General features: G+C 70.9%; 19 protein-coding genes. 1 reads left to right on the top strand and 18 read right to left on the bottom strand.

Translation table 11 applies throughout. The features are described 5' to 3' along the window. Position 1: 1 nt before the first annotated feature. From QRN56_RS03810 to QRN56_RS03735, 16 genes are all read right to left on the bottom strand, one after another. Positions 2 to 1,786 carry a discoidin domain-containing protein gene (locus QRN56_RS03810; protein WP_285101285.1) on the bottom strand — a complete coding sequence of 595 codons (1,785 nt, stop codon included), beginning with the start codon at positions 1,784 to 1,786 and terminating at the stop codon, positions 2 to 4. Positions 1,787 to 1,829: 43 nt separating this feature from the next. Beyond that, positions 1,830 to 3,512 carry a LysM peptidoglycan-binding domain-containing protein gene (locus tag QRN56_RS03805; RefSeq protein ID WP_285101284.1) on the bottom strand — a complete coding sequence of 561 codons (1,683 nt, stop codon included), beginning with the start codon at positions 3,510 to 3,512 and terminating at the stop codon, positions 1,830 to 1,832. A 114-nt stretch (positions 3,513 to 3,626) separates the two neighbouring features. Next, positions 3,627 to 4,373: a hypothetical protein gene (locus QRN56_RS03800; protein ID WP_285101282.1), complete on the bottom strand. Its 747-nt coding sequence runs from the start codon at positions 4,371 to 4,373 to the stop codon at positions 3,627 to 3,629. After that, positions 4,370 to 5,017 carry a hypothetical protein gene (locus tag QRN56_RS03795; protein ID WP_285101279.1) on the bottom strand — a complete coding sequence of 216 codons (648 nt, stop codon included), beginning with the start codon at positions 5,015 to 5,017 and terminating at the stop codon, positions 4,370 to 4,372. The genes QRN56_RS03800 and QRN56_RS03795 overlap by 4 nt, the downstream gene beginning before the upstream one ends. A gap of 60 nt (positions 5,018 to 5,077) precedes the next feature. Further along, entirely contained in the window at positions 5,078 to 6,352 is a 1,275-nt protein-coding gene (locus tag QRN56_RS03790) for an NfeD family protein (protein ID WP_285101277.1), read from the bottom strand. A gap of 84 nt (positions 6,353 to 6,436) precedes the next feature. Beyond that, entirely contained in the window at positions 6,437 to 6,721 is a 285-nt protein-coding gene (locus QRN56_RS03785; protein ID WP_285101276.1) for a hypothetical protein, read from the bottom strand. Positions 6,722 to 6,728: 7 nt separating this feature from the next. Then, the gene (locus QRN56_RS03780; RefSeq protein WP_182617598.1) at positions 6,729 to 7,025 is read right to left on the bottom strand and encodes a WXG100 family type VII secretion target; all 297 of its coding nucleotides are present in this window, start codon (positions 7,023 to 7,025) and stop codon (positions 6,729 to 6,731) included. Between the two features lie 85 nt (positions 7,026 to 7,110). Next, complete coding sequence (locus QRN56_RS03775) at positions 7,111 to 7,929, bottom strand: hypothetical protein (RefSeq protein WP_285101275.1); 819 nt, start codon at positions 7,927 to 7,929, stop codon at positions 7,111 to 7,113. 20 nt (positions 7,930 to 7,949) lie between these two features. After that, positions 7,950 to 8,636, bottom strand: a complete 687-nt coding sequence (locus QRN56_RS03770) for a hypothetical protein (RefSeq protein ID WP_285101273.1) — start codon at positions 8,634 to 8,636, stop codon at positions 7,950 to 7,952. Next, a complete protein-coding gene (locus tag QRN56_RS03765) occupies positions 8,633 to 10,081 on the bottom strand; it encodes a hypothetical protein (RefSeq protein ID WP_285101271.1) in 1,449 nt (482 codons plus the stop codon). Before QRN56_RS03765 ends, QRN56_RS03770 begins: the two co-directional genes overlap by 4 nt. Before the next feature lie 111 nt (positions 10,082 to 10,192). Beyond that, positions 10,193 to 10,474: a hypothetical protein gene (locus QRN56_RS03760; protein WP_285101269.1), complete on the bottom strand. Its 282-nt coding sequence runs from the start codon at positions 10,472 to 10,474 to the stop codon at positions 10,193 to 10,195. 4 nt (positions 10,475 to 10,478) lie between these two features. After that, on the bottom strand, positions 10,479 to 10,775 hold the full coding sequence (locus QRN56_RS03755; protein WP_182617607.1) for a WXG100 family type VII secretion target: 297 nt from the start codon (positions 10,773 to 10,775) through the stop codon (positions 10,479 to 10,481). Positions 10,776 to 10,999: 224 nt separating this feature from the next. Continuing rightward, complete coding sequence (locus tag QRN56_RS03750) at positions 11,000 to 12,352, bottom strand: lipase family protein (RefSeq protein WP_285101267.1); 1,353 nt, start codon at positions 12,350 to 12,352, stop codon at positions 11,000 to 11,002. Positions 12,353 to 12,559: 207 nt separating this feature from the next. After that, positions 12,560 to 13,189: a DUF6580 family putative transport protein gene (locus QRN56_RS03745; protein WP_285101266.1), complete on the bottom strand. Its 630-nt coding sequence runs from the start codon at positions 13,187 to 13,189 to the stop codon at positions 12,560 to 12,562. Continuing rightward, entirely contained in the window at positions 13,168 to 13,617 is a 450-nt protein-coding gene (locus QRN56_RS03740) for a DUF4430 domain-containing protein (protein WP_285101264.1), read from the bottom strand. Before QRN56_RS03740 ends, QRN56_RS03745 begins: the two co-directional genes overlap by 22 nt. A 43-nt stretch (positions 13,618 to 13,660) precedes the next feature. Further along, positions 13,661 to 15,784, bottom strand: a complete 2,124-nt coding sequence (locus tag QRN56_RS03735; RefSeq protein ID WP_285101262.1) for a DNA gyrase/topoisomerase IV subunit B — start codon at positions 15,782 to 15,784, stop codon at positions 13,661 to 13,663. 198 nt (positions 15,785 to 15,982) lie between these two features. On the opposite strand from QRN56_RS03735, the gene QRN56_RS03730 reads away from it, so the two are divergent. Next, on the top strand, positions 15,983 to 16,222 hold the full coding sequence (locus QRN56_RS03730) for a DUF7455 domain-containing protein (RefSeq protein WP_051109391.1): 240 nt from the start codon (positions 15,983 to 15,985) through the stop codon (positions 16,220 to 16,222). A 119-nt stretch (positions 16,223 to 16,341) separates the two neighbouring features. On the opposite strand, the gene QRN56_RS03725 is transcribed toward QRN56_RS03730, so the two are convergent. Together QRN56_RS03725 and QRN56_RS03720 are read right to left on the bottom strand one after the other, a co-directional pair. After that, positions 16,342 to 17,934, bottom strand: a complete 1,593-nt coding sequence (locus tag QRN56_RS03725; protein ID WP_285101260.1) for a SpoIID/LytB domain-containing protein — start codon at positions 17,932 to 17,934, stop codon at positions 16,342 to 16,344. Between the two features lie 105 nt (positions 17,935 to 18,039). Then, positions 18,040 to 19,731, bottom strand: a complete 1,692-nt coding sequence (locus tag QRN56_RS03720) for an RNA polymerase sigma factor (RefSeq protein WP_502928742.1) — start codon at positions 19,729 to 19,731, stop codon at positions 18,040 to 18,042. Positions 19,732 to 20,276 lie beyond the last annotated feature (545 nt).

The raw sequence follows: 20,276 nt of genomic DNA, 5'->3' as shown, positions 1-20,276 counted from the left end.
GTCATTCGCCTCCCCGCCGCACGGCGGTCTGCTCGTCGAAGCGCACGTCGGGCAGGAACCCGCTGCGCAGCCAGCCGTCGTCGCCCGCGGTGAAGCGCCACTTCGCGGACGGGGACTGGCCGAGGACGATCACCACCCAGGTGAACTCCGGGCTCGCGAACCGGGCCGCGAGCAGGTCCTGCTGCGCCGCGGAAGGCGCCTGCGACAGGACCAGCACGCCGCCGTCGCCCACCTCCAGCTCGGGCAGCACCTGCTCGATCCCCGCCAGGTGCTCCACCTGCTCGGGCCGGGGCAGGCCGTTGCCCACCATGACCACGCGCGGGTCGTTCGACCACGGGTTGCCCGTCAGCTCGCCCAGCCACCGGCGCAGCACCTCGTGCCGCACCCGGGTGGGGCCGTCCAGGCTGATCACGCCGCGGGCCACGGAGAAGTCCACGAGCACCCGGCCCGTCTCCCCCATACCCAGGTTGACCAGCCGCGAGAACCGGGTGGTCGGGCTCTCCGACGCCGCCCCGGACTGCAGCCTCGCCAGCGGCGCGGACCAGCTCTGCCCGTCCTCGCTCACCTGCCACGGGGCCGGGGCCGGGGAGGCCGGGTTCGTCAGCCGCAGCCGCAGGGAGCTGCCCTCGATGAACACCCCGGTCGTGCCCGGCACGTCCAGGCCGTCGCGCTCGCAGGCCGCCATCAGCACCCGTAGCGCCCGGTCGACCGTCCACGCCGCCGAGGTGTCGGTACGCAGCAGGCTGTCGTCGAACGGCTCGTGCCGCTTGCGCCTGCGCACCAGCCAGAACGGCACCAGCCCCAGGAGCGCGACGAGCACCAGACCGCCGACGACCAGCAGGATCGGGACGACGGGTACGGAGACGGCGGCCTCCTCGGCCCCGGCCACGTCGCTGGTCGGCGTCGGGGTCGGGGTCGGCTCGAGCGAGGGCGTGGCCGACGGCGAGGGGGACGCCCCCTCGTACCCCGGCAGCGGGCCGAACTCCAGGCCCTCGCCCACCGCGTCCTTCGGCATCCTGAGCACCCAGCCGGGCGTCAGGGTCCTCGGGTCGGTGAGGTACTCGCCGTCGGGCTGCCGGTGCCCCTCGGTGAGCGCGGCGATCTCCGGCCAGCGCTCCCGGTCGCCCAGGAACCGCTCGGCGATGTCGTTGAGCTTCTCCACGTTGTCGTCGGGCGTCGCCCTGACCACGTAGTACAGCACCGAGCCCGGCGGGCCGCTGCGGCTCGGCACCGGCGTGGGCGTGGGGGTCGGCGAGACCTCCGCCTGCTGCGTCACGCTGGGCTTCGGGGTCGGCTTCTTCGGGGTCGGCGTCGGGGTCGGCGTGGGCTCCGGCTCGCCGTAGACCCGCATCTCCCAGATGGAGTTGCCGGCCGTGCCGACGCGCGCCCCGGAGTACATCCGCACGTAGCGGCCCTCACCAAGGAAGTTGAGCACGTCGTTGCCGCCGTCGCCCGCTTGGATCGAGGCCGCCTCCCAGGTCTCGCCGTCGTTCGACAGCTCGATCCGGTAGTCCGTGGAGTAGGAGACCTCCCAGTCGATCTCGACCCGGTGGATGGTCGTGGACCGTCCCAGGTCGATCCGGAGCCACTGCGGGTCGCTGAACGCGCTCGACCACCGGGTGTTCGGGTTGCCGTCCACGGCCTGGCGCGCGGGGAACTCGGGCTTCTCGAGCGACGACGCGACGGCCGGCTTGCCCTGCGAGAGCAGTACCGGGTCCTCCTGCGCCTGCGCCGGGGTGACCCCCGGGAGAACGGTGCCGACGAGCGCGACGAGCAGTGCGGTCACCAGGGTCGTCGCCAGGCAGAGGCGCGCGACCCTTGTCAGTCGTTCACTCACCGGCCCGACGCACCGCCGTCTGCTCCGTGTAGCGGACGTCGGGCAGGAAGCCGCTGCGCAGCCAGCCGTCGTCGCCGGCGGTGATCCGCCACTTCGCCGACGTCGACTCGCCGAGCACGATGACCACCCAGGCGAAGCGCGGGTCGGCGAACCGGGCGGCCAGCAGGTCCTGCTGCGCCACCGACGGCGCCTGCGACAGCACGAGCACGCCACCGCCGGTGGCGTCGAGCTCCGGGATCACCTGCTCGATCGCCGCCAGGTGCTCCACCTGCTCCGGCTGCGGCAGGCCGTTGCCGACCATGACGACGCGCGGGTCGTTCGACCAGGGGTTGCCCGTCAGCTCGCCCAGCCAGCGGCGCAGCACCTCGTGCCGCGCGCGGGTGGGCCCGTCCAGGCTGATGACGCCGCGGGCGCGGGCGAAGTCGACCAGCACCCGGCCGGTCTCGGCCACGCCGATCGTGACCAGGCGCGAGAACCGCGCGGTCGAGGCCTCGCTGGCAGGCGCCGCCTGCAGCCGCGCCAGCGGGGCCGACCAGCTCTGGCCGTCCTCGTTCGCCACCCACGGCTCGGGCGCCGGGGAGACCGGGCCGGCCAGCCGCAGGCGCATCGCGCCGCCCTCGATGAAGACGCCGGTGATGCCCGGCACCTCGACGCCGTCGCGCTCGCACGACGCGAGCAGCACCCGCAGCGCGCGGTCCACCATCCACGACGCCGAGGTGTCGGTGCGCAGCAGGCTGTCGTCGAACGGCGCCTCACGGCCGGCGCGCGAACGGCGCACCGCGTAGACCACTACGAGCACGAGGGCCGCCGCGACCACGGCGAGGCCGACGCCGATCAGGACGGGCTCCAGCCCGGACCCGCCGGTGGACTGCTCGCCCGAGCCGGCCGGCGCGGTCGCCTCGGTCGGGGCGTTCGCCTCCGCAGACGGGCTCGCGCCCGGGAGCGGGCCGTGCTGCAGCCCCTCGCCCTCCGCGTCCTCGGGAAGCTGGAGCACCCAGCCCACCGTCACGACCGCCGCGTCGGTGAGCTTGCCGCCGTCGGGCTGCGTGCGGCCCTTGTTCAGCTCGAAGATCTCCGTGTACCGCTCGCCGTCGCCCAGGAACCGCTCGGCGATCATGTGGAGGTACTCGGGCTCGCCCTCCGGCGTCGTCGCGATCACGTAGTAGGGGACCGACGGCGCGGCCGGCGCCTCGGGCGAGCCGCTCGCCTCTCCGGCGCCCTCCGCGGGCCCGGTCGGCAGCACGCCGACCTCGATGCCCTCGCCCTCGGCGTCGTCGGGCAGCTGCAGCACCCAGCCCGGCAGCAGGACGGTCTCGTCGGTCAGGGCGTTGCCGTCGGGCTGCGTGCGGCCCTTGTTGAGCTCGAAGATCTCCTTGTACCGGTTGCCGTCGCCGAGGAGGCGCTGGGCGATGTCGAACAGGAACTCCTGCTCACCCTCCGGCTTGGCCGGCACCACGTAGTACTTGACCTTCTCGCCGTCCTTCGTGGCCGTGGCGAGGTGGTGCGTGGCGAGGTGGTGCGTGACAGGGCCGGCGTGGACCGCGGTGTGGGCGGCGCCCACGAGAACGGGACCCGTGGTGGCCGCCTGGGCGGCGGCCGCGAGAGGAACCGTGACGGCTGTCGTGAACAGGGCCGCCGCTGCGATAGCGGCGGCGATACGGGGTGCGTGCTGCACAGTTGCTCCGTCTTCAGATGTGTCGCGCTCCAGGTGAGCCGCGTCAGTCAGGGGTGGTGCGCCGGGTGGTTCAGGCCCGGGTGGTTCAAGAAGGGTCTCGCGCAGGAGGCTCGCTCAGGCCGAGCCGGGAACGCTTCGCTCCGGCAGCCTGAGGGGGTTCGTGCCGGGGCCGGCCCAGCGGAAGGTCGTCATCACCGCGTCGAAGAAGAGCACCATGGCCTCGGCCAGGCGCTCGGTGTTCTCGCTGTTCCAGATCGTGGTGAACGACAGGACCAGCCACTCGCCGTCGGCCTCGTCCCGGGAGACCGCGTACAGCACCTGCCGGGTCGACAGCTCCAGGTCCTCGCTCTTGACGCCGTGCTCGGTGTGCACCACGCGGACGCCGGGGCGGCCGTCGATCTCGACCAGCTCGCTCTGCTCGTACCCGTCGCTCAGGATGCTGGTGACGATCCGGGTCGGGTCGGTGCCGACGTCGCTGACCACCTCGATCTCCGCGATCGAACCCGGGACGATCACGCCCTCCATGGGCTCCGTCGGCAGGTAGACCGCGCCGGTGCCGGCGTCGCGCGCCTGGCCCAGGGTCTTGTGCAGCTCGTCGCGCAGCATGCGCCGGAACGGCTCGGCCTTGTCGCGGGGCAGCGAGTCCGGCAGGGCCCGGGCGACGACCTGCTCGACCGCCTCGTCCAGCTCGCGCTGGCGGCCCTCGCCCGTCGGGAACCGGGCCCAGCCGGGTGGCAGGAGCATCACCCAGGCATCGGTCGGCTTGCCGCCCGCCTGCCCGTTCCCGGGGGTCTCGCCCGCCCGGGTCTCGCTCGCGGGGGTCTGGCTCGCAGGGTTCTCGTTCACGGGGCTCTCGCTCACGGTTCGCTCCGGATGATCTTCACGGCCGACAGCAGGCCGACGAGCGTCTCCAGGATCGTGGGGACGAGCACGAGGTCCTGGCTGCGCCAGATCAGGGCCGTGTCCACCACCGCCTCCGGGTGCTCGGTGCGCCGGCCGACGGCGACCGTCACCCAGGCGCCGCCCGCCTCGTCGATGTCCACGCGGGTGACCTGGATGCCGTCGCCGTCGGGCAGCTCGGGGTACTCGATGCTCGGCGGGTTCACCGGGTTGCCGCCGGTCGCGCCGAGCACCGTCATGAGCGCGTCGTCCGACTCGGCCGGGTCCATCATGCCGACGGTGACGAGCACGGGGACGGGGCCGCGGTCCAGCAGGCCGAGGCCCGCGATCGCCCGGGCTCCCTCGGTCGCCGCCTCGTCGGCGAACGCCACCAGGCTCGCGACCGTCTGCGTCAGGGAGTCACGGACGAGCTCCACGTGGCCGGCATCGGGCTGCGCCCCGCCGTCCGAGTCCTGCGGCAGGAACGACGTGAGCAGGAGCTCGACGGCCTCCCCCTGCCACGCGCCGACCGTCTCGGCGGGCTCGGTCACCGTGGAGGGCACGACCAGCCAGCCGGCCGGGGCCTCGATGGTCCAGGTCCAGTCCTGGACGCCGACGCCGCTCATGCCGGCCCCCTACGTCTCGTCGCACACAGCGAAGTCGCAAACACTGAATCGGCTCCTGGCTCAGGTGGTGAGGTGGTTGTACTCGTAGTCCGTCGGCGCGGTCCAGTCCCCGCGCTTGTCCTCGCCGGGGAAGCTCGTGGGCGGCACGGCACCCCAGAGACCGCTGATCAGGCCTGACAGCATGGCACCCGGACCGGCCACGTAGATCCACGGCTTGATCGTGAACTTCGCGCCCCAGAGCCCGAGCAGGCTGAGCTCCCTGAGCCCGCCGAGGCCGAGCGCGCCGCTGAGCGACCAGGACTTGATCGGGGCGACGATCGAGGCCCAGCCGGGCAGCTTCGTCGAGATCATGATCGAGATCTTCTGGATCGCCATGGGCTTGATGATGAGGCCGCCCAGGGTGCCGATGAAGGGGCCCGAGGCGCCCTTGCCGGCGAGCACCGCACCCTGTGCCGCCTTCACCGACGCCGTGATCGACTTGGCCACGACCATGCCGACACCGGCCGCCGCGACGCCGATGACGCCGAGGATGACACCCATCCAGCTCGCCTCGCCCTGGGCGGCGAGCACGATCGAGGCGACCAGGCTCACGACGCCGACGATCAGACCGGCCAGCGCCAGCGCACCCACCCCGGGCAGGAGGATGGCGAGCACGGCGAGCGCCATGCCGATGTAGCCGAGGATCTCGACCAGCCCCTTGAGGAACTTGTTGAACCCGTGCACGAAGGCTTCCCAGCCGCTGTGCTTGAGCCCGTCGTCGCCCCAGTTCTCCTTGATCTTGGCGGCCGCCCGCTCGGCGGCCGAGTCGAGGGCCGACATCGCGGCGACGGCGATGGCCTTGGCCGCCGCCAGCTCGCCCTTGGCGCCCTCGATCTTGTTCGCTCGGTTCTGGGACTCCTGCTTCTGCTGCTCGGTGAGCGGCGGCGCGTCGTCCGGCCGGTCCGCGTTCACCGGGTCGGGCATGCCCTCGGCGCCCTTCTGGGCCGCGGCCGCGTCCTCGGCCTTCGCCAGGGCCTTGCCCGTCTCCGAGCGCGCGGTCTCCAGCTCGGGACGATAGGCCTCCAGGGCCGCGCGGACGTCGTCGTAACGACCCGCGGCGGCGGCAAGGTGCTCGTGGCTCTCCCCGGCGCGTCCTCGCATGGCGTCGGCCGCCTCACCCTTGAGCAGGGTCTCGTCGCCGTCGCCGATCTTCTTGAGGAGCGCCGCCTGCGTGGTCATCATCTCGGCGATCTCTTTGTAGTGCTTGATCACCGCATCCAGACCGGACGCCTCGGCCGGAACAGGGTCGTCGTCGTAGTCCAGCAGATGCCACTCACCCACGCGGGCGGCGCTCATCCGGCCTCCTCATAGTTCGGGCCTGTGTCGCGCCGTCCGGCGTCGACCAGGTCTTCGGGTCTGTCGAGCTTCAGGTGTGTCGGGTCAGCCCTCGGGCGTCAGTGACTTCTCCAGCTCGATCTCGGTGTCGTTCCAGGTCTCGGCGGCCTTCTCCATCTTGTCCTGGAGGTCCTTGAGGTTTTCCTGGAGCTTCTCCCGCTTGACCCACCAGCTGTCGACGAAGTCGCCCATGGCGTTCTTCACCGTCCTGTGACCCCAGAGGTCGCCGTCGTCCCAGAGCTCTTTCATGTTCTCGAGCTCGTGGAGCACCGACTTCAGCTGCTCGGCAGCTTCGTCGACGGCGATCGAGGTAACGACGAGGTCGGCCATCCGACGACTACTTGTTCAGCGCGTTGGCGAGTTCCTCGTCGGTCTTGCGCAGCGCCTCGGCGGCCTGCTTGAGGTACTCGCCGATACCGGTCAGACCCTCCATGACCTGCTTGCCACCCTTGTCGAGCTCCTTGTAGGACTCGTCGAACCGCTTGGAGGACTTGTCCGTCACGTAACCGTCCTGGACGAGGTTGTCCACCATCGAACGCAGCTGGTCCAGCTTGTGCTGCATGTCGTCCGCCTCCTGCTTCATGCGCTGGGAAGCGTCCTCCATCTGCTGGAAGGTCACATTGATGTTGGCCATGATCGGTCCTCTCAGGTTGCCTCGTGGAAAACAGGGCGATCGTACATGAACCGGACACCCCTGGGGTGAATCTTCGGGTTATCCCTTACGCGGATCCGGGGACCCTCCGTTCGGGCAGGTTCACGGGGTTCGAACCGGGACCGGTCCAGCGGAAAGTGGCCATGACGGCGTCGAAGAACTCGACCAGTGTCTCGGCCAGCCGCTCGGTGTCCCGGCTGCTCCAGCCGGTGCTGAAGGACAGCACCAGCCAGTCGCCGGCCGCCTCGTCCCGGGAGACGACATACGTCACCTCACGCGTGGAGCGCGCCGGCCGACCGCCCTCTCGGTGCACATCGTGCCCGGTCCGCACCACCCGCGCACCCGGACGTCCGTCCAGGTCAACCGCCTCGCTCGTGTCGCGGGTCCGGCCCAGCACGCGCTCCGCGACCTCGGCGGGGCTGCGCCCCACCTCGCCGAAGAGCTCGGACTCGGTGATCGACGCCGGGACGGCGATGCCGGCGATCGGAACGGTCGGGAGGTAGACGGCTCCGGTGCTGGTGCTCGTGCTGGTGCTCGTGACGGTGCTGGTGCTCGTGACGGTGCTGGTGCTCGTGACGGAGCTGGTGCTCGTGCCCGCTTCGTCGTCGGCGCCGCCCGCACCGGTGAGCGCCGCGCGGAGCGAGGCCCGGAGCAGCTCCCGGCGCGCGGCGAGGTCGGCGTCCTGCGGACCGCCCGCGAGGGCCCGGTCCCGGGGCAGCGCACGTGCGACCACCTCGTCGACGGCGGCGTCGCGCTCCTTGCCGCGCCCCGCGCCGAGCGGGAACCGCGCCCAGCCCGGGGGCAGGAGGAAGGCCCAGGTATCGGTAGGCGTCGCCGGCGACCCTGTCGCTGATCCTGCCGCCGGGCCTGTCACCGGTCCTGCCACCGGTCCTGTCGCAGGCCCGGTCATGCCGCGGTCCGGTCGATCCGCACGGTAGGCATCAGCTGGTCGAGCAGCTCCACCATCACCGCGCCGAGCACGAGGTCCTGGGTGCGCCAGACCAGTACCGTGTCCACCACCGCGTCCGGGTGCTCGGTGCGCCGCCCCAGTCCCACGCTCATCCAGGCACCGCCGGACTCCTCGCCGATGTCGAGGCGGATCACCCGCACGCCGTCGCCGTCGGGCATGTCGGGGTACTCGACCGTGGGCGGCGCCGCGGGGTAGCCGCCCGTTGCGCCCAGCGCGGCCATGAGGTCGTCGTCGGGCGCCGCCGGGTCACTGGTCCCGACGGCGACGAGCACCGGCACCGGCCCGCGCCCCATCACCCCGAGGGCCGCGACGACGCGATGGTCGCCGGGGGCCATGCCGTCGGCGAACTCCCGGAGGTTCGCCACCGAGATGGCGGCAAGCTGGTCGAGCTGGGCGCGTGCGTCGTCGTCCAGCTCGACCGTCGTGCCGGACTCGTCGGGTACGGGCTCGAGCGACTCACGCACGACTGCCGTGGCCCCGCGCTCCCAGGCGGCGAGGTCGTGGGACGCCCCGGTGATGCCGCCCGGGACCTCGAGCCAGCCCTCGGGCAGGTCCAGCCGCCACTCCCAGGACGACGCCAGGGCACGGGGTGTGCCGGTCGTGCTCGTCTCCGGTGTCGTCACAGGCCCGTCTGCTCCGAGTAGAGGCCGCTGTAGTCGGCGTCCCGCCAGCCGTCGAGGCTCCAGCGCGGGTCGGTCGGGTTGAAGTTCGACGGGTTGATCAGGCTGAACGGCCGCATCGACCAGCCGAACGTGTACGAGATGGGGCCGATGTACATCCACGGCTTGATCGCGAATCCGGTGATCCCGAGCTGGCCGAGGGCCGCGTTGATCTTCTGCACGTCCTTGATGTCGCTGATGCCGATCAGCCGGTCCCAGCGCCACGGGCCGCCCTTGATCGCGGTCATGAAGCGGCTCGAGTCGTTCTTGAACCACGCACCGAACTTGCTGAAGTCGCCCTTGACCCACGCGTTCGGCTTCCCGATCTGCCACCAGCCGGGTGAGACGCGAGTGGTCTGGATGAAGTTGCCCCAGTTCGTGAACGGCTTGATCTGGGCCCCGAGCTTGCCGGTCATGAACCGGTCGAACGGACGCATCGGGTTCTTCGAGTAGATGGCCAGGCGGCTGGCGAGGCTGTTGAGCTCCTTGATCGCTCCCGGCGTGAACTTCACCTTGGAGCCGAGCTGCGCGGCCTGGATGGTCTTGAGCGAGCCGGCCATCTTCGCCGCGACGCCGATCAGGCCCAGGCTGAGGATGCCGATGATGACGCTCAGCCAGCTGCCCTCGCCCTGCACCGCCAGGATGAAGCTCGCGGCGACGGAGACCACTGTCGCGATCACGCTCAGCAGCGTGAGCATGCCCAGGCCCGGGATGAGGATGCTGAGCACCGCCAGCGCCATCCCGATGTACATCAGGATCTCGACCAGCTTCTTGAGGAACTTGTTCAGCTTGTGCAGGAACGCTTCCCAGCCGCTGTGGTGCAGACCGTCGTCGCCCCAGTTCTCCCGGATCTTGTTCGCGGCTGCGGTGGCAGCGGCGTCGAACCTGACCATGGCCGCACGCGCCTTGGCCTTTGCCGCCTCCAGGTCACCCTTGGCCTCGTTGATCTTGCCCGTGCGGCTCTCGGACTCCTGCTTCTCCTTGTCGGTGAGCGGCGGCGCGTCGTCCGGCCGGTCGGCGTTCACCGGGTCGGGCAGGCCCTCGGCACCCTTCTGGGCGGCGGCCGCGTCCTGGGCGGCCGTCAGTGCCAGGCCCGTCTCCGAGCGTGCGTACTCCAGCTCCGGCCGGAAGGTGCGCAGCGCGTCCCGGATGTCGTCGTACCGGCCGGACGCCTTGTTCAGCGCGTCGGCGCTCTCCCGGGAGCGCTTGCGCATGGCGTCGGCCGCCTTGCCCTTGAGCAGGGTCTCGTCGCCGTCGCCGATCTTCTTGAGCAGCTTGGCCTGTGTCGACATCGCCAGCGCGATGTCCTCGTAGTGCTTGATCACCGGGTCCAACCCGGCCACGTCGGCCGGGACGGGGTCGGAGTCGTAGTCGAGCAGATGCCATTCCCCGGCCCGGGTGTCGCCCATCCTCGTCCTCCTACTGCGCGTGAACTGCTCATCGAACTGCGGGGCACCGAACTTCTGGGCACAGGACTGCTGGGCGTCGGGCTGCTGGGCGTCGGCCCGTTCCCTGGGGAGCTACTGCTCGTCGAACGAGGCCGCGAGCTCGATCTCCAGGTTGTTCCACTGCTCCGCGGCCTGCTCCATCTTCTTCTGCAGGTCCGAGAGGTTGGTGGTCAGCTTCTCCCGCTTGACCCACCAGTCGTCGACGAAGTCGTCCATCGCCTTCTTGACCGTGTCGTGGCCCCAGACGGTGCCGTCCTCCCACAGCTTTCCCATGTTCTTGAACTCGTCGACGATCGCCGCCAGCTGCTCGGCGGCCTCGTCGACGGCGACCGACGTGACTACGAGGTCGGCCACGGGGCTACTTGTTCAGGGCGTTCGCGAGCTCTTCGTCGGTCTTGCGGAGCGCCTCGGCGGCCTGCTTGAGGTACTCGCCGATACCGGTCAGACCCTCCATGACCTGCTTGCCACCCTTGTCGAGCTCCTTGTAGGACTCGTCGAACCGCTTGGAGGACTTGTCCGTCACGTAACCGTCCTGCACCAGGTTGTCGACCATGGTGCGCAGCTGGTCCAGCTTCGCCTGCATGTCGTCCGCCTCCTGCTTCATGCGCTGGGAAGCGTCCTCCATCTGCTGGAAGGTCACATTGATGTTGGCCATGACAGAACCCCTCGTTCGTGCGTTGGTCGTGCTCGGACGGACTCACGTACCCGGCAATCGTCATCAATGGGACTAACCGGACGGCGACGCGCGAGTGAACAGCCGGGGAACGGCACGCGGCATGGCGACGACGGGCCCGGGGATCACCCCGGGCCCGTCGTCGGTCGCGCAAAAAGTGGGTCCTACCTGCGCTTTTGCATGGAGTTTCAGTCAGCGGCAGCGCATCAGCAGTGCGCCAGGAACGGCCGGTCCTCGAACCGCCGGTCGAGGAACGCGATGACACCCGGCGCCCCGGTCACCATCGTCGAGACGTGCTCGCCGAGGTGCCACTCCCACTGGACCTCCGCGCCGGCGGCGCAGTACTCGTCCCGCAGCGCCCGCGCCTGGCCCGGTGCGACGATCTCGTCGAGCGTCCCGTGGAACAGGCGGATCGGGACGTCCGGCGGGTTGTCCCCGAGCCGGTTCTCGTCGAGGCGCGCCCGCCACTGCGGCGACTGGAGCGGGTTGGTCGAGGTGAACATCCCGATGTTCTGGAACGCGTGGGCGATCGTGGCCTCGACGCAGGCGACCTTCTCGCGCTCGTACGTCTCCCGGCCGCGCTCGTTGAGGTAGGACCCGAGATCGAGCTCGGGGTAGGCGGCGTCGAGCCCGTAGGCCGCGAACAGGAGGAAACCGAACCCGACCTGCCCGTCGAGTCCCTCGGCGACCTCGCTCAGGTCGGCGGGCACGCCGCCCGCCGCGACGCCGACGAGGTCGAGCTCCGGCGCGTACTCGGGCTGCAGCTCACCCGCCCACATCGCTCCCCCGCCGCCCTGCGAGTAGCCGGAGAACGCGACCCGGCCACCGGCCTGCAGCCCGGTGGCCGGCAGGTTCGTGGCCGCGCGCACGATGTCGATGACGGTGCGCCCCTCCGACTGCCCGACGACGTAGGTGTGCCCGCCCGGCGTGCCGAGCCCCTCGTAGTCGGTCACCACGACCGCCCAGCCCGCCAGCAGCATCGGCTCGATGAAGGGCCGCTCGTAGTCGAGCCAGCGCGACGGCGCGCACGTGTCGCCGACGCCGCGCGTCCCGCTCGCCACGGACACGATCGGCCGCGGGCCTTCGCCCCGCCAGGGCGTGGTCGGCACCAGCACCCGGCCGGTCACCGGGATGTCCTGGCCGGTCGCGTTCGTCGAGTGGTACATCACCAGGTAGTTGCGGGCGCTGAGCTGCCGAGGCTCCTCGCGCCACCGGACCACCTCGCCGTTCGCACCGTCGGGCAGGGGCGTCGGCGGGGTGTAGAAGTCGTCGAGCGGGACGGCCTGGTTCGGTACGACGGGCACGTCGGGCACGTCGGGCACGTCGGACGCCGAGCTGGACCGGTTGGGCGAGGCGGCCGCCGTGCTGGACGGGCCGGCCGGCTCGGACCGGTCGGAGGTCGCGGCGGCCGGGACGGCGACCGCGGGCAGCGCCAGCACGGTCAGGGCGGCGGCGACGGCGGTCCAGCGGAGCCGGGTGCGGCGTCGACCTGCCTGGGGAACAGCCTTCGGGACGGCGGACGAGGCGTGGGAGGCGTGCGAACGGTGGACGAGCGGCATCGGATCTCCTCGGTGAGGTCCTCGGACGCTCGGCCTTGAGCGCCCGCGCCCGCGAGCGGGCCGCTACTGACTCTAACCGCAATAACGCGACCCGAACAGCATCCGGACAGAAGAGTCCGCTTCCGGACCAGGAGGTCGCCGAGCTCGGTCAGCAGCAGATCCTGTGCAGCGTGCCGGAGTGCGCTCCCGGCCCGCGCGGCGGCCGGGCTAGCCCTTGGCGACCGCCGGGGCCGGCGACGCGGCCGCCTCGGCGCGCTCCACCAGGCCGGCGAGCAGCGCGGCGAACGGCACCAGCACCAGGTTGCCGAGCAGCATGGTGCGCAGGAACGGCAGCCCCGCGACGTAGCTCGCCAGCAGCCCGTCCAGGGTCGACGGGTACAGCCCGTCCAGCAGCCAGACACCGAAGTTGGTCCAGGCGAAGAACCACAGCGAGCCGCCCACGCCCACGCCGAGCGCGGCCGCGTACCGGCCGGGCCCGCGCAGGTGCCGCGCGAAGATCGCGCCGGCGCCCACGACGGCCCACGCCGACCAGGTGAACCACATGATCTGCGTGTTGCCGAGCACCGCGTCGCTCACCGCGACCACGGCGAACGGGACCACGGCAGCCCACCGGTTGCGCAGCAGGAGCACGGCGAGAAAGGTCGCCGCGGTGGCGATCTCCAGGTTCGGTGGCGCGCTGAGCCCCGGCGCGACCAGCCGCCACACCACAGCGGTGGCCAGCACCAGCACCACGGTCGCGGGCCGCCACCAGCGGTGGGCCAGCTCCCGGACCGTCAGGTCACGACGCGCCCCATCGCGCCCGTCCGACGACGGCGTCAGTACGTCTCGAGTGTCCACGTGATCTCCTGGCCGTCCTCGGTCTCCAGCGATCCGGCACCGACCTGCGCGAGCTCGCCGTCCACGGAGAGCGACCAGAACTCGCTCTTCGAGTCGTCGGCGACCCGGCCGCCGATCGCGGTGACGAACGCGTTCGCGCCCTCTCCCGTGACCTCGGCCGACGGGTCCGCCTCGAGCAGCAGCTCCAGGGCGGTCGCACCCGTCCGACCGGAATAGCTGAGGCTCTCGACCTCGCCCGACGCGTCGGTCGACAGCGAGGCCTCGGCGGACGGCGACGCCTCGGCGGCCGACTGCTGGCCCAGCGTGGCCGAGACCATCGGCTCCGGCTCCGCCGTCGTACCGCCACAGGCCGCGAGCAGGCCGGCGACGAGAAGGGCGGCCGCCGCGGAGGCGACGGTCCGGAGGGGATGGCGGGAAGTCGTGTTCACGCCGGCCAGTCTAGGTCGGCGTGGACACGACGGCGCCGCCGTCTCAGGCGTCGATCCGGGACCGGTCCAGCTCGGCCGCGCCGGCGATGAGGAACTCCTTGCGCGGCGCCACGTCGGTGCCCATGAGCAGCTCGAACGCCCGCTCGGCCGCCTCGGCGTGCTCCGCGGTCACGCGACGCAGCGTGCGGTGGCGCGGGTCCATCGTGGTCTCCGCGAGCTGGTCGGCGTCCATCTCGCCCAGGCCCTTGTACCGCTGGATGTCCGGCTTGTAGCGCCGGCCCGCCCGGTCGAGCTTCTTCAGCGTGATGCCCAGCTCGGCCTCGGAGTACGTGTAGATGTACTCGTTCTTGCGCCGGCCGTTGCCGATCACCTCGACCCGGTGCAGCGGGGGCACCGCCGCGAACACGCGGCCGGCCTCCACCATCGGCTTCATGTAGCGGTAGAAGAGGGTCAGCAGGAGGGTGCGGATGTGCGCGCCGTCCACGTCGGCGTCGGTCATCATGATGATCTTGCCGTAGCGCGCGGCCTCGATGTCGAAGGACCGGCCGGAGCCCGCGCCGAGCACCTGGATGATCGCCGCGCACTCGGCGTTGCGCAGCATGTCGCTGATCGACGCCTTCTGGACGTTCAGGATCTTGCCGCGGATCGGCAGCAGCGCCTGGAAGTCGCTGGACCGGGCGAGCTTGGCGGTGCCGAGCGCGCTGTCGCCCTCGACGATGAACAGCTCGGAGCGGTCCACGTCGTTCGAGCGGCAGTCCGCCAGCTTGGCCGGCAGCGAGGAGGTCTCCAGCGCGTTCTTGCGGCGCGAGATCTCCTTCTGCTTGCGGGCCGTGATGCGTGCGCGCATCTCGGCGACGATCTTGTCCAGGAGCAGCGAGGCCTGCGTCTTGCCGTCGCGCGTGGTGGAGGTCAGGCGGGCCTGGATCTCCTTCTCGACCACACGGGAGACGATCTGGCGCACCGGCCCGGTGCCCAGCACCTCCTTGGTCTGCCCCTCGAACTGCGGCTCGGACAGGCGCACCGTGACCACGGCCGTGAGGCCCGCGAGCACGTCGTCCTTCTCGATGCGCTCCGCGCCGTCCTTCGTGGACACCTTGAGCTTGCGCGCGTTGGTCTCCACGCCCTTGCGGATCACCTTGAGCAGGCCCTGCTCGAAGCCCGTCAGGTGCGTGCCGCCCTTGGGGGTCGAGATGATGTTGACGAAGGACCGCACCTCGGTGTCGTAGCCCGTGCCCCAGCGCAGCGCGATGTCGACCTCGCACTCGCGCTGCACCTCGCGCGGCGACATGTGGCCGCGCTCGTCCAGCACCGGCACCGTCTCGGTGAAGTTGCCCGACCCCTGCAGCACCCACGTCGCCGTGACGGGCGTGTCGGGGGCCAGGAACTCGACGAAGTCGGCGGCGCCGCCGGTGTGCTTGAAGGACTCCTCGTGCGGGCCGTTCTCGCCCGGCGTGCCGGGCAGGCCGCGCTCGTCCCGCACCACGATCTCGAGGCCCGGCACCAGGAACGTGGTCTGCCGGACGCGCGTGACCAGCTCGTCGTAGCTGAAGACCGCGGACTTGGGGAAGATCTGCCGGTCGGCCCAGTAGCGCACGCGCGTGCCGGTGCGGCCGCGCGGCACCTTGCCGACCACGCCGAGCTCGGAGTGGTCCACGAAGGGGTGGAACACCGCGTCCGGGCTGGGGCCCGAGGCCGGGTCGGAGAACGTGCCCGGCTCGCCCCGGTGGAAGGTCATGCGGTGCGTCTTGCCGCCGCGGTCCACCTCGACGTCGAGGCGCGAGGACAGCGCGTTCACCACGGAGGCGCCGACACCGTGCAGACCACCGGACGCCTGGTAGGAGCCGCCGCCGAACTTACCGCCCGCGTGCAGCTTGGTGTAGACCACCTCGACGCCGCTCAGACCCGTCTTGGGCTCGATGTCGACGGGGATGCCGCGCCCGTCGTCCGAGACGGTCACCGAGGTGTCGGCGTGCAGCACGACGCCGATCTTCGTGGCGTGGCCGCCCAGGGCCTCGTCGACGGAGTTGTCGATGACTTCCCAGAGGCAGTGCATCAGGCCACGGGAGTCGGTGGTCCCGATGTACATACCGGGACGCTTACGAACCGCCTCGAGGCCCTCGAGGACGGACAGGTGGCGAGCGGTGTACGACTCGGACGTTGCGGTCACGGCGACAGCGTAGACGAGGTCACCGACATCCCACGTCAGGCGCCCCGTGACGTGACTCGAACGCCGTGCGAACAGCCGTGTGACGCCAAGATTCACCCCATGACGGAAATTACCCTTTCAGCGCAATTGGGGGCGGAAGGGCACCAGAAGTGTGAGCGACGCCGCTATGCTCGCAGCGAACCGGCCACATGGGCTGGCATGAACCGCGCGAGCGAATGGTTGGATGGAGATGTGACGACCTTGACGACCGAACCGCTCACCGCCCTCGACCGCTGCGACCGCTGCGGCGCGCAGGCCTACGTGCGCGTCGTTCTGCCCGTTGGCGAGCTGCTCTTCTGCGGCCACCACGCGCGCGCACACGCGTCCGCCTACGCGGACGTCGCCACCCATGTCCAGGACGAGACCGACCGGCTCCACGCGGAGCACGGCCAGGCCTGACACCCAGGCCGGACGACCACCGGACCCACAGACGCCGACAGACCGACGCCGGCGGTGAGCCACCCCGAAGGGTGACCCACCGCCGGCGTCGTCATGTCCGGGCAGAGCTGCCGCCTGGCTCACTTCCGCGCGGTCACCGTGTCCGCCCAGGAGGCCCGGAACCCGAGAGTGGTGCGCCAGCCCTCCGCCGTCTTGGTCAGGTTGCGGGTGGTGCCCTGCACCGAGACCGCCTGCATCGTCTTGATCTGGCCGCTGGAGTAGCGGGCCGTGACCTTGACGGACTTGACCCAGGCCAGGTCGAAGACCGTCTTCGCCTTCGTCTGCGTGAGCGTCCCGGTCCAGGAGGTGTTCGGGTTACCCGGCGCCTGGGCCGAGTAGGGGTCGGCGACGTGCGCGAGGTGGGACTGCGCGGCGGTCCCGAACGCGTCCTGGTTGTTCGTGGTTCCGGAGTAGCTGCCGCCGTGGCCGGTCGAGGCGAAGTACGGCGTCTCGGCGATCTCGCCGGCGGGGTTGCGGACGATCGAGACGGTCGAGGCGCCGTCCTGCCGGGTCGCGTCGACGGCGGCGCGCCACGTCGAGCCCGCCTCGCCGCCCTCCTTCTTCCAGCCGGTGTAGTTCTGGCTGCTGGTGTCGTCGTAGAGGTGGCAGTCGCACGAGGTCTTCAGGCCGGCGGTCTTGGCCAGGACGGCATAGTTGCGCGCGACGATCGCCTGCGCCTGGAGCGCGGCGGCGCCGCCGTAGCCGCTGGTGCCCCACAGCGACGGCATCTCGTCGAGCCCGTAGAGGTACTCGTCGTTGAGGACCACCTGGTTGACCACGTTGGGGCGCGGGTTGGGGCTGGTGATCCGCAGCCGGCCGTGCCGGTAGCTGCCCTGCGCCCCGGAGACGGTCACGGTGCCGGCGGTGCCCGTCCAGTAGTCGGTGCCCGTCCATTCCAGCCAGAGCGTGCGGCGGGCGCTGATCGTCTGGCGCACCGTGCCGTTCTCGGTGATCTTGGCGGTCACGCCCGCCGTGGTCCGGGCGATCGAGAGCTTGCGGGCCGACGTGCCGGTGGCGAGCTGCGCCCGTGCGCCGTCGAGCAGCCGCCACGAGCCGGCGGACAGGCTGATCGTGGTGGTGGTCGGGTCGGCCGCCTTGCCCAGCACCTGGACGTCGATCGACGTGCGCGGGTTGTTGGCGGTGCCCACGGTCGCACCCGGGTAGTAGTGCCCCAGGATCTGGGTCGCCGTGCTGCCGGTGCGCGCCATCTGATAGGCGCCGTACTGGGCCATGCCCACGCCGTGCCCGTTGCCCGAGCCGGCGATCGCCCACGACCCCGGCACGACCGTGATCGTGAGGGTGGCGCTGGTGGCCTTCACCGTCTTGAAGCGGTACTTCGTGGTGACGGACGGCTTGACCGACGTCGTCGCCTTGCCGGTGGAACCTGTGGTCACGGTCTTGATCCGCACCCAGGCGCCGTCGCGGTACTGCTGGACGGCCACCGACGCGTTCTTCCGGGCGGCGCCGTTGTAGCGGTAGACCACCGAGAGGGTCTTGGCTGTGGCCGCCGTGGTCGTGGCGGAGCCGGACGCCGTCAGCGTGTACCCCGCGGCGGCGGCGGGGACGGCGGACAGGCCGACCGTGAGGAGCGTGACTGCGAGGCACGTGACGAGGACTGCCGCGAGCGTCCGGACACGTCGTGCTCCGGGAGCGGCGCTGATCGATGGGGACACATCGGGCACGCTTCCATACGAAGACGCCGGGCGGGTGACCTTCCGAAGAAGTTCACCCGCCCGGCGTCGGTCCCGGATCGCGCCGGGCTCGATGGAGGAAGTCGCTCAGTCGAGGTAGTCGCGCAGCACCTGCGACCGCGAGGGGTGGCGCAGCTTCGACATCGTCTTGGACTCGATCTGACGGATGCGCTCACGCGTCACGCCGTAGACCTTGCCGATCTCGTCGAGCGTCTTGGGCTGGCCGTCCTGCAGGCCGAACCGCATCGAGACCACGCCGGCCTCACGCTCCGAGAGGGTGTCGAGAACCTGGTGCAGCTGCTCCTGGAGCAGCGTGAACGACACGGCGTCCGCCGGGACGACGGCCTCGGAGTCCTCGATGAGGTCACCGAACTCGCTGTCGCCGTCCTCGCCGAGCGGGGTGCTCAGCGAGATGGGCTCGCGGCCGTACTTCTGGACCTCGACCACCTTCTCGGGGGTCATGTCCAGCTCCTTGGCCAGCTCCTCCGGCGTGGGCTCGCGGCCCAGGTCCTGGAGCATCTGGCGCTGGACACGGGCCAGCTTGTTGATGACCTCGACCATGTGCACCGGGATGCGGATGGTGCGGGCCTGGTCGGCCATGGCACGCGTGATCGCCTGCCGGATCCACCAGGTCGCGTAGGTCGAGAACTTGTAACCCTTGGTGTAGTCGAACTTCTCGACCGCACGGATCAGACCGAGGTTGCCCTCCTGGATCAGGTCCAGGAACAGCATGCCGCGGCCCGTGTACCGCTTGGCCAGCGAGACCACGAGGCGGAGGTTGGCCTCCAGCAGGTGGTTCTTGGCCCGCTTGCCGTCGTGCGCGATCCACTTGAGGTCGCGCTCGAAGCGGCGCTGGTCCTTGTCGTTCCGGTCGAACTCCGTGGTGGCAAGGCGCTCCTCGGCGAACAGGCCGGCCTCGATGCGCTTCGCGAGCTCGACCTCCTGCTCCGCGTTCAGCAGCGCGACCTTGCCGATCTGCTTCAGGTAGTCCTTGACCGGGTCGGCCGTGGCACCGGCGGTGACGACCTGCTGTGCGGGCTGGTCGTCGTCGTCCCGGTCGGAGACGACGAAGCCGGAGCTCTCGTCGCCTTCCTTGGCCGTCTTGCCGGCTCGGCCGCGAGTCGTCTTGGTGACGGTCTCGGGACCGGAGTCGGTCTCGTCCTCGGGGTCCTCGACGGCGACGCCGTCGGGCTCGATGTTGTCGTACTTCGACTTGCCCCGAGCAGCAGGCTTCTTCGCGCCGGCCTTCGCCGCCGGCTTCTTGCGCGTGCTCGTCGTTGCCTCGTCATCGTCATCGTCGACGTCGTCGAAGTCGAGATCGACGTCGTCGGGCATCTCGTCGTCGTCCTTCGGCTTCGCGGTGGAGCGCGCCGGGGTCGACCTCTTGGCGGTCGTGGTCTTCGCCGCCGTCGCCCGGGTGCGCCGGGCCGGCTTCGCGGAGGCCTCCGCCTCGTCGGCGGGCGCCTTGGCGGCGACCGCTGTGGAACGGGTGGCCGACGCCGCGGCCACCTTGGTAACAGTGGGGAGCCCCACCTGCACACCGGCGTTGGCCAGTGCGCGCAGCACCGCCTTCAGCCGCTTGGCGTCACCGACCTGCGCCGTCTCGCATGCACGCCGGAAGTTCTCGGCGTCGACCGAGCCGTCGGCGGCACCGCGAGCGAGGAGCTCCTGCAAGGCAGGATGCTCGAACTCACGGGGCAGGTTGTCGCGTGCAGGGACAGGAGCGGTGTCCTGGGGGGCTTTCAGCGGAGTGGGCGCCACAAACCGACCTTTCGGCATTCGAGGGGGCGGTGTACCGCCGGCGGGGCCGTCACTGGACCTTCTTCTTCCGCCGGCGAACATATATATTGTACCGTCGGCCTCCCTGTACCCCGCGACGAACGCGGTGATATGGGCAAAGTCAGTGCGAAGTCACGTCGGGCGGGACTACCCCGCGGGGTTTCTGATTTCGCGTGCCAAGAGTCAACGACTGGCACCCCCGCACCATTCCCAGTTCGGCGAATCTGCGGCGAACTCGCGCTGGACCAGGCGCTGGACCAGGCCCGCGACGGAGCCCTGGACCAGGCCCGGGACCGGCGGTCCGACGGCCCCGGACCCGGACAGGGCCTGACGGACCTGGTCAGGGCCTGCCGCGACGTCGTCGGGACCGGGGCAACCGACCGGGCCCGGGCCGGATCGAACGTCGCCCCGGGATCACCCGCGGCTCACCCGCGCCAGCTCGAACGCCGCAGGACCCGACGCGTCAGCGCCGCGATATCGGACGCCGTGAATCAGACACCGCAGGATCAGACACCGCAGGATCAGACACCGCAGGATCAGACACC

The sequence above is a fragment of the Promicromonospora sp. MEB111 genome (assembly GCF_030209445.1).
Taxonomy (GTDB): domain Bacteria; phylum Actinomycetota; class Actinomycetes; order Actinomycetales; family Cellulomonadaceae; genus Promicromonospora.
Note: the sequence above shows the minus strand (reverse complement) of the source record. Positions and strands in the feature narration are given on the sequence as shown.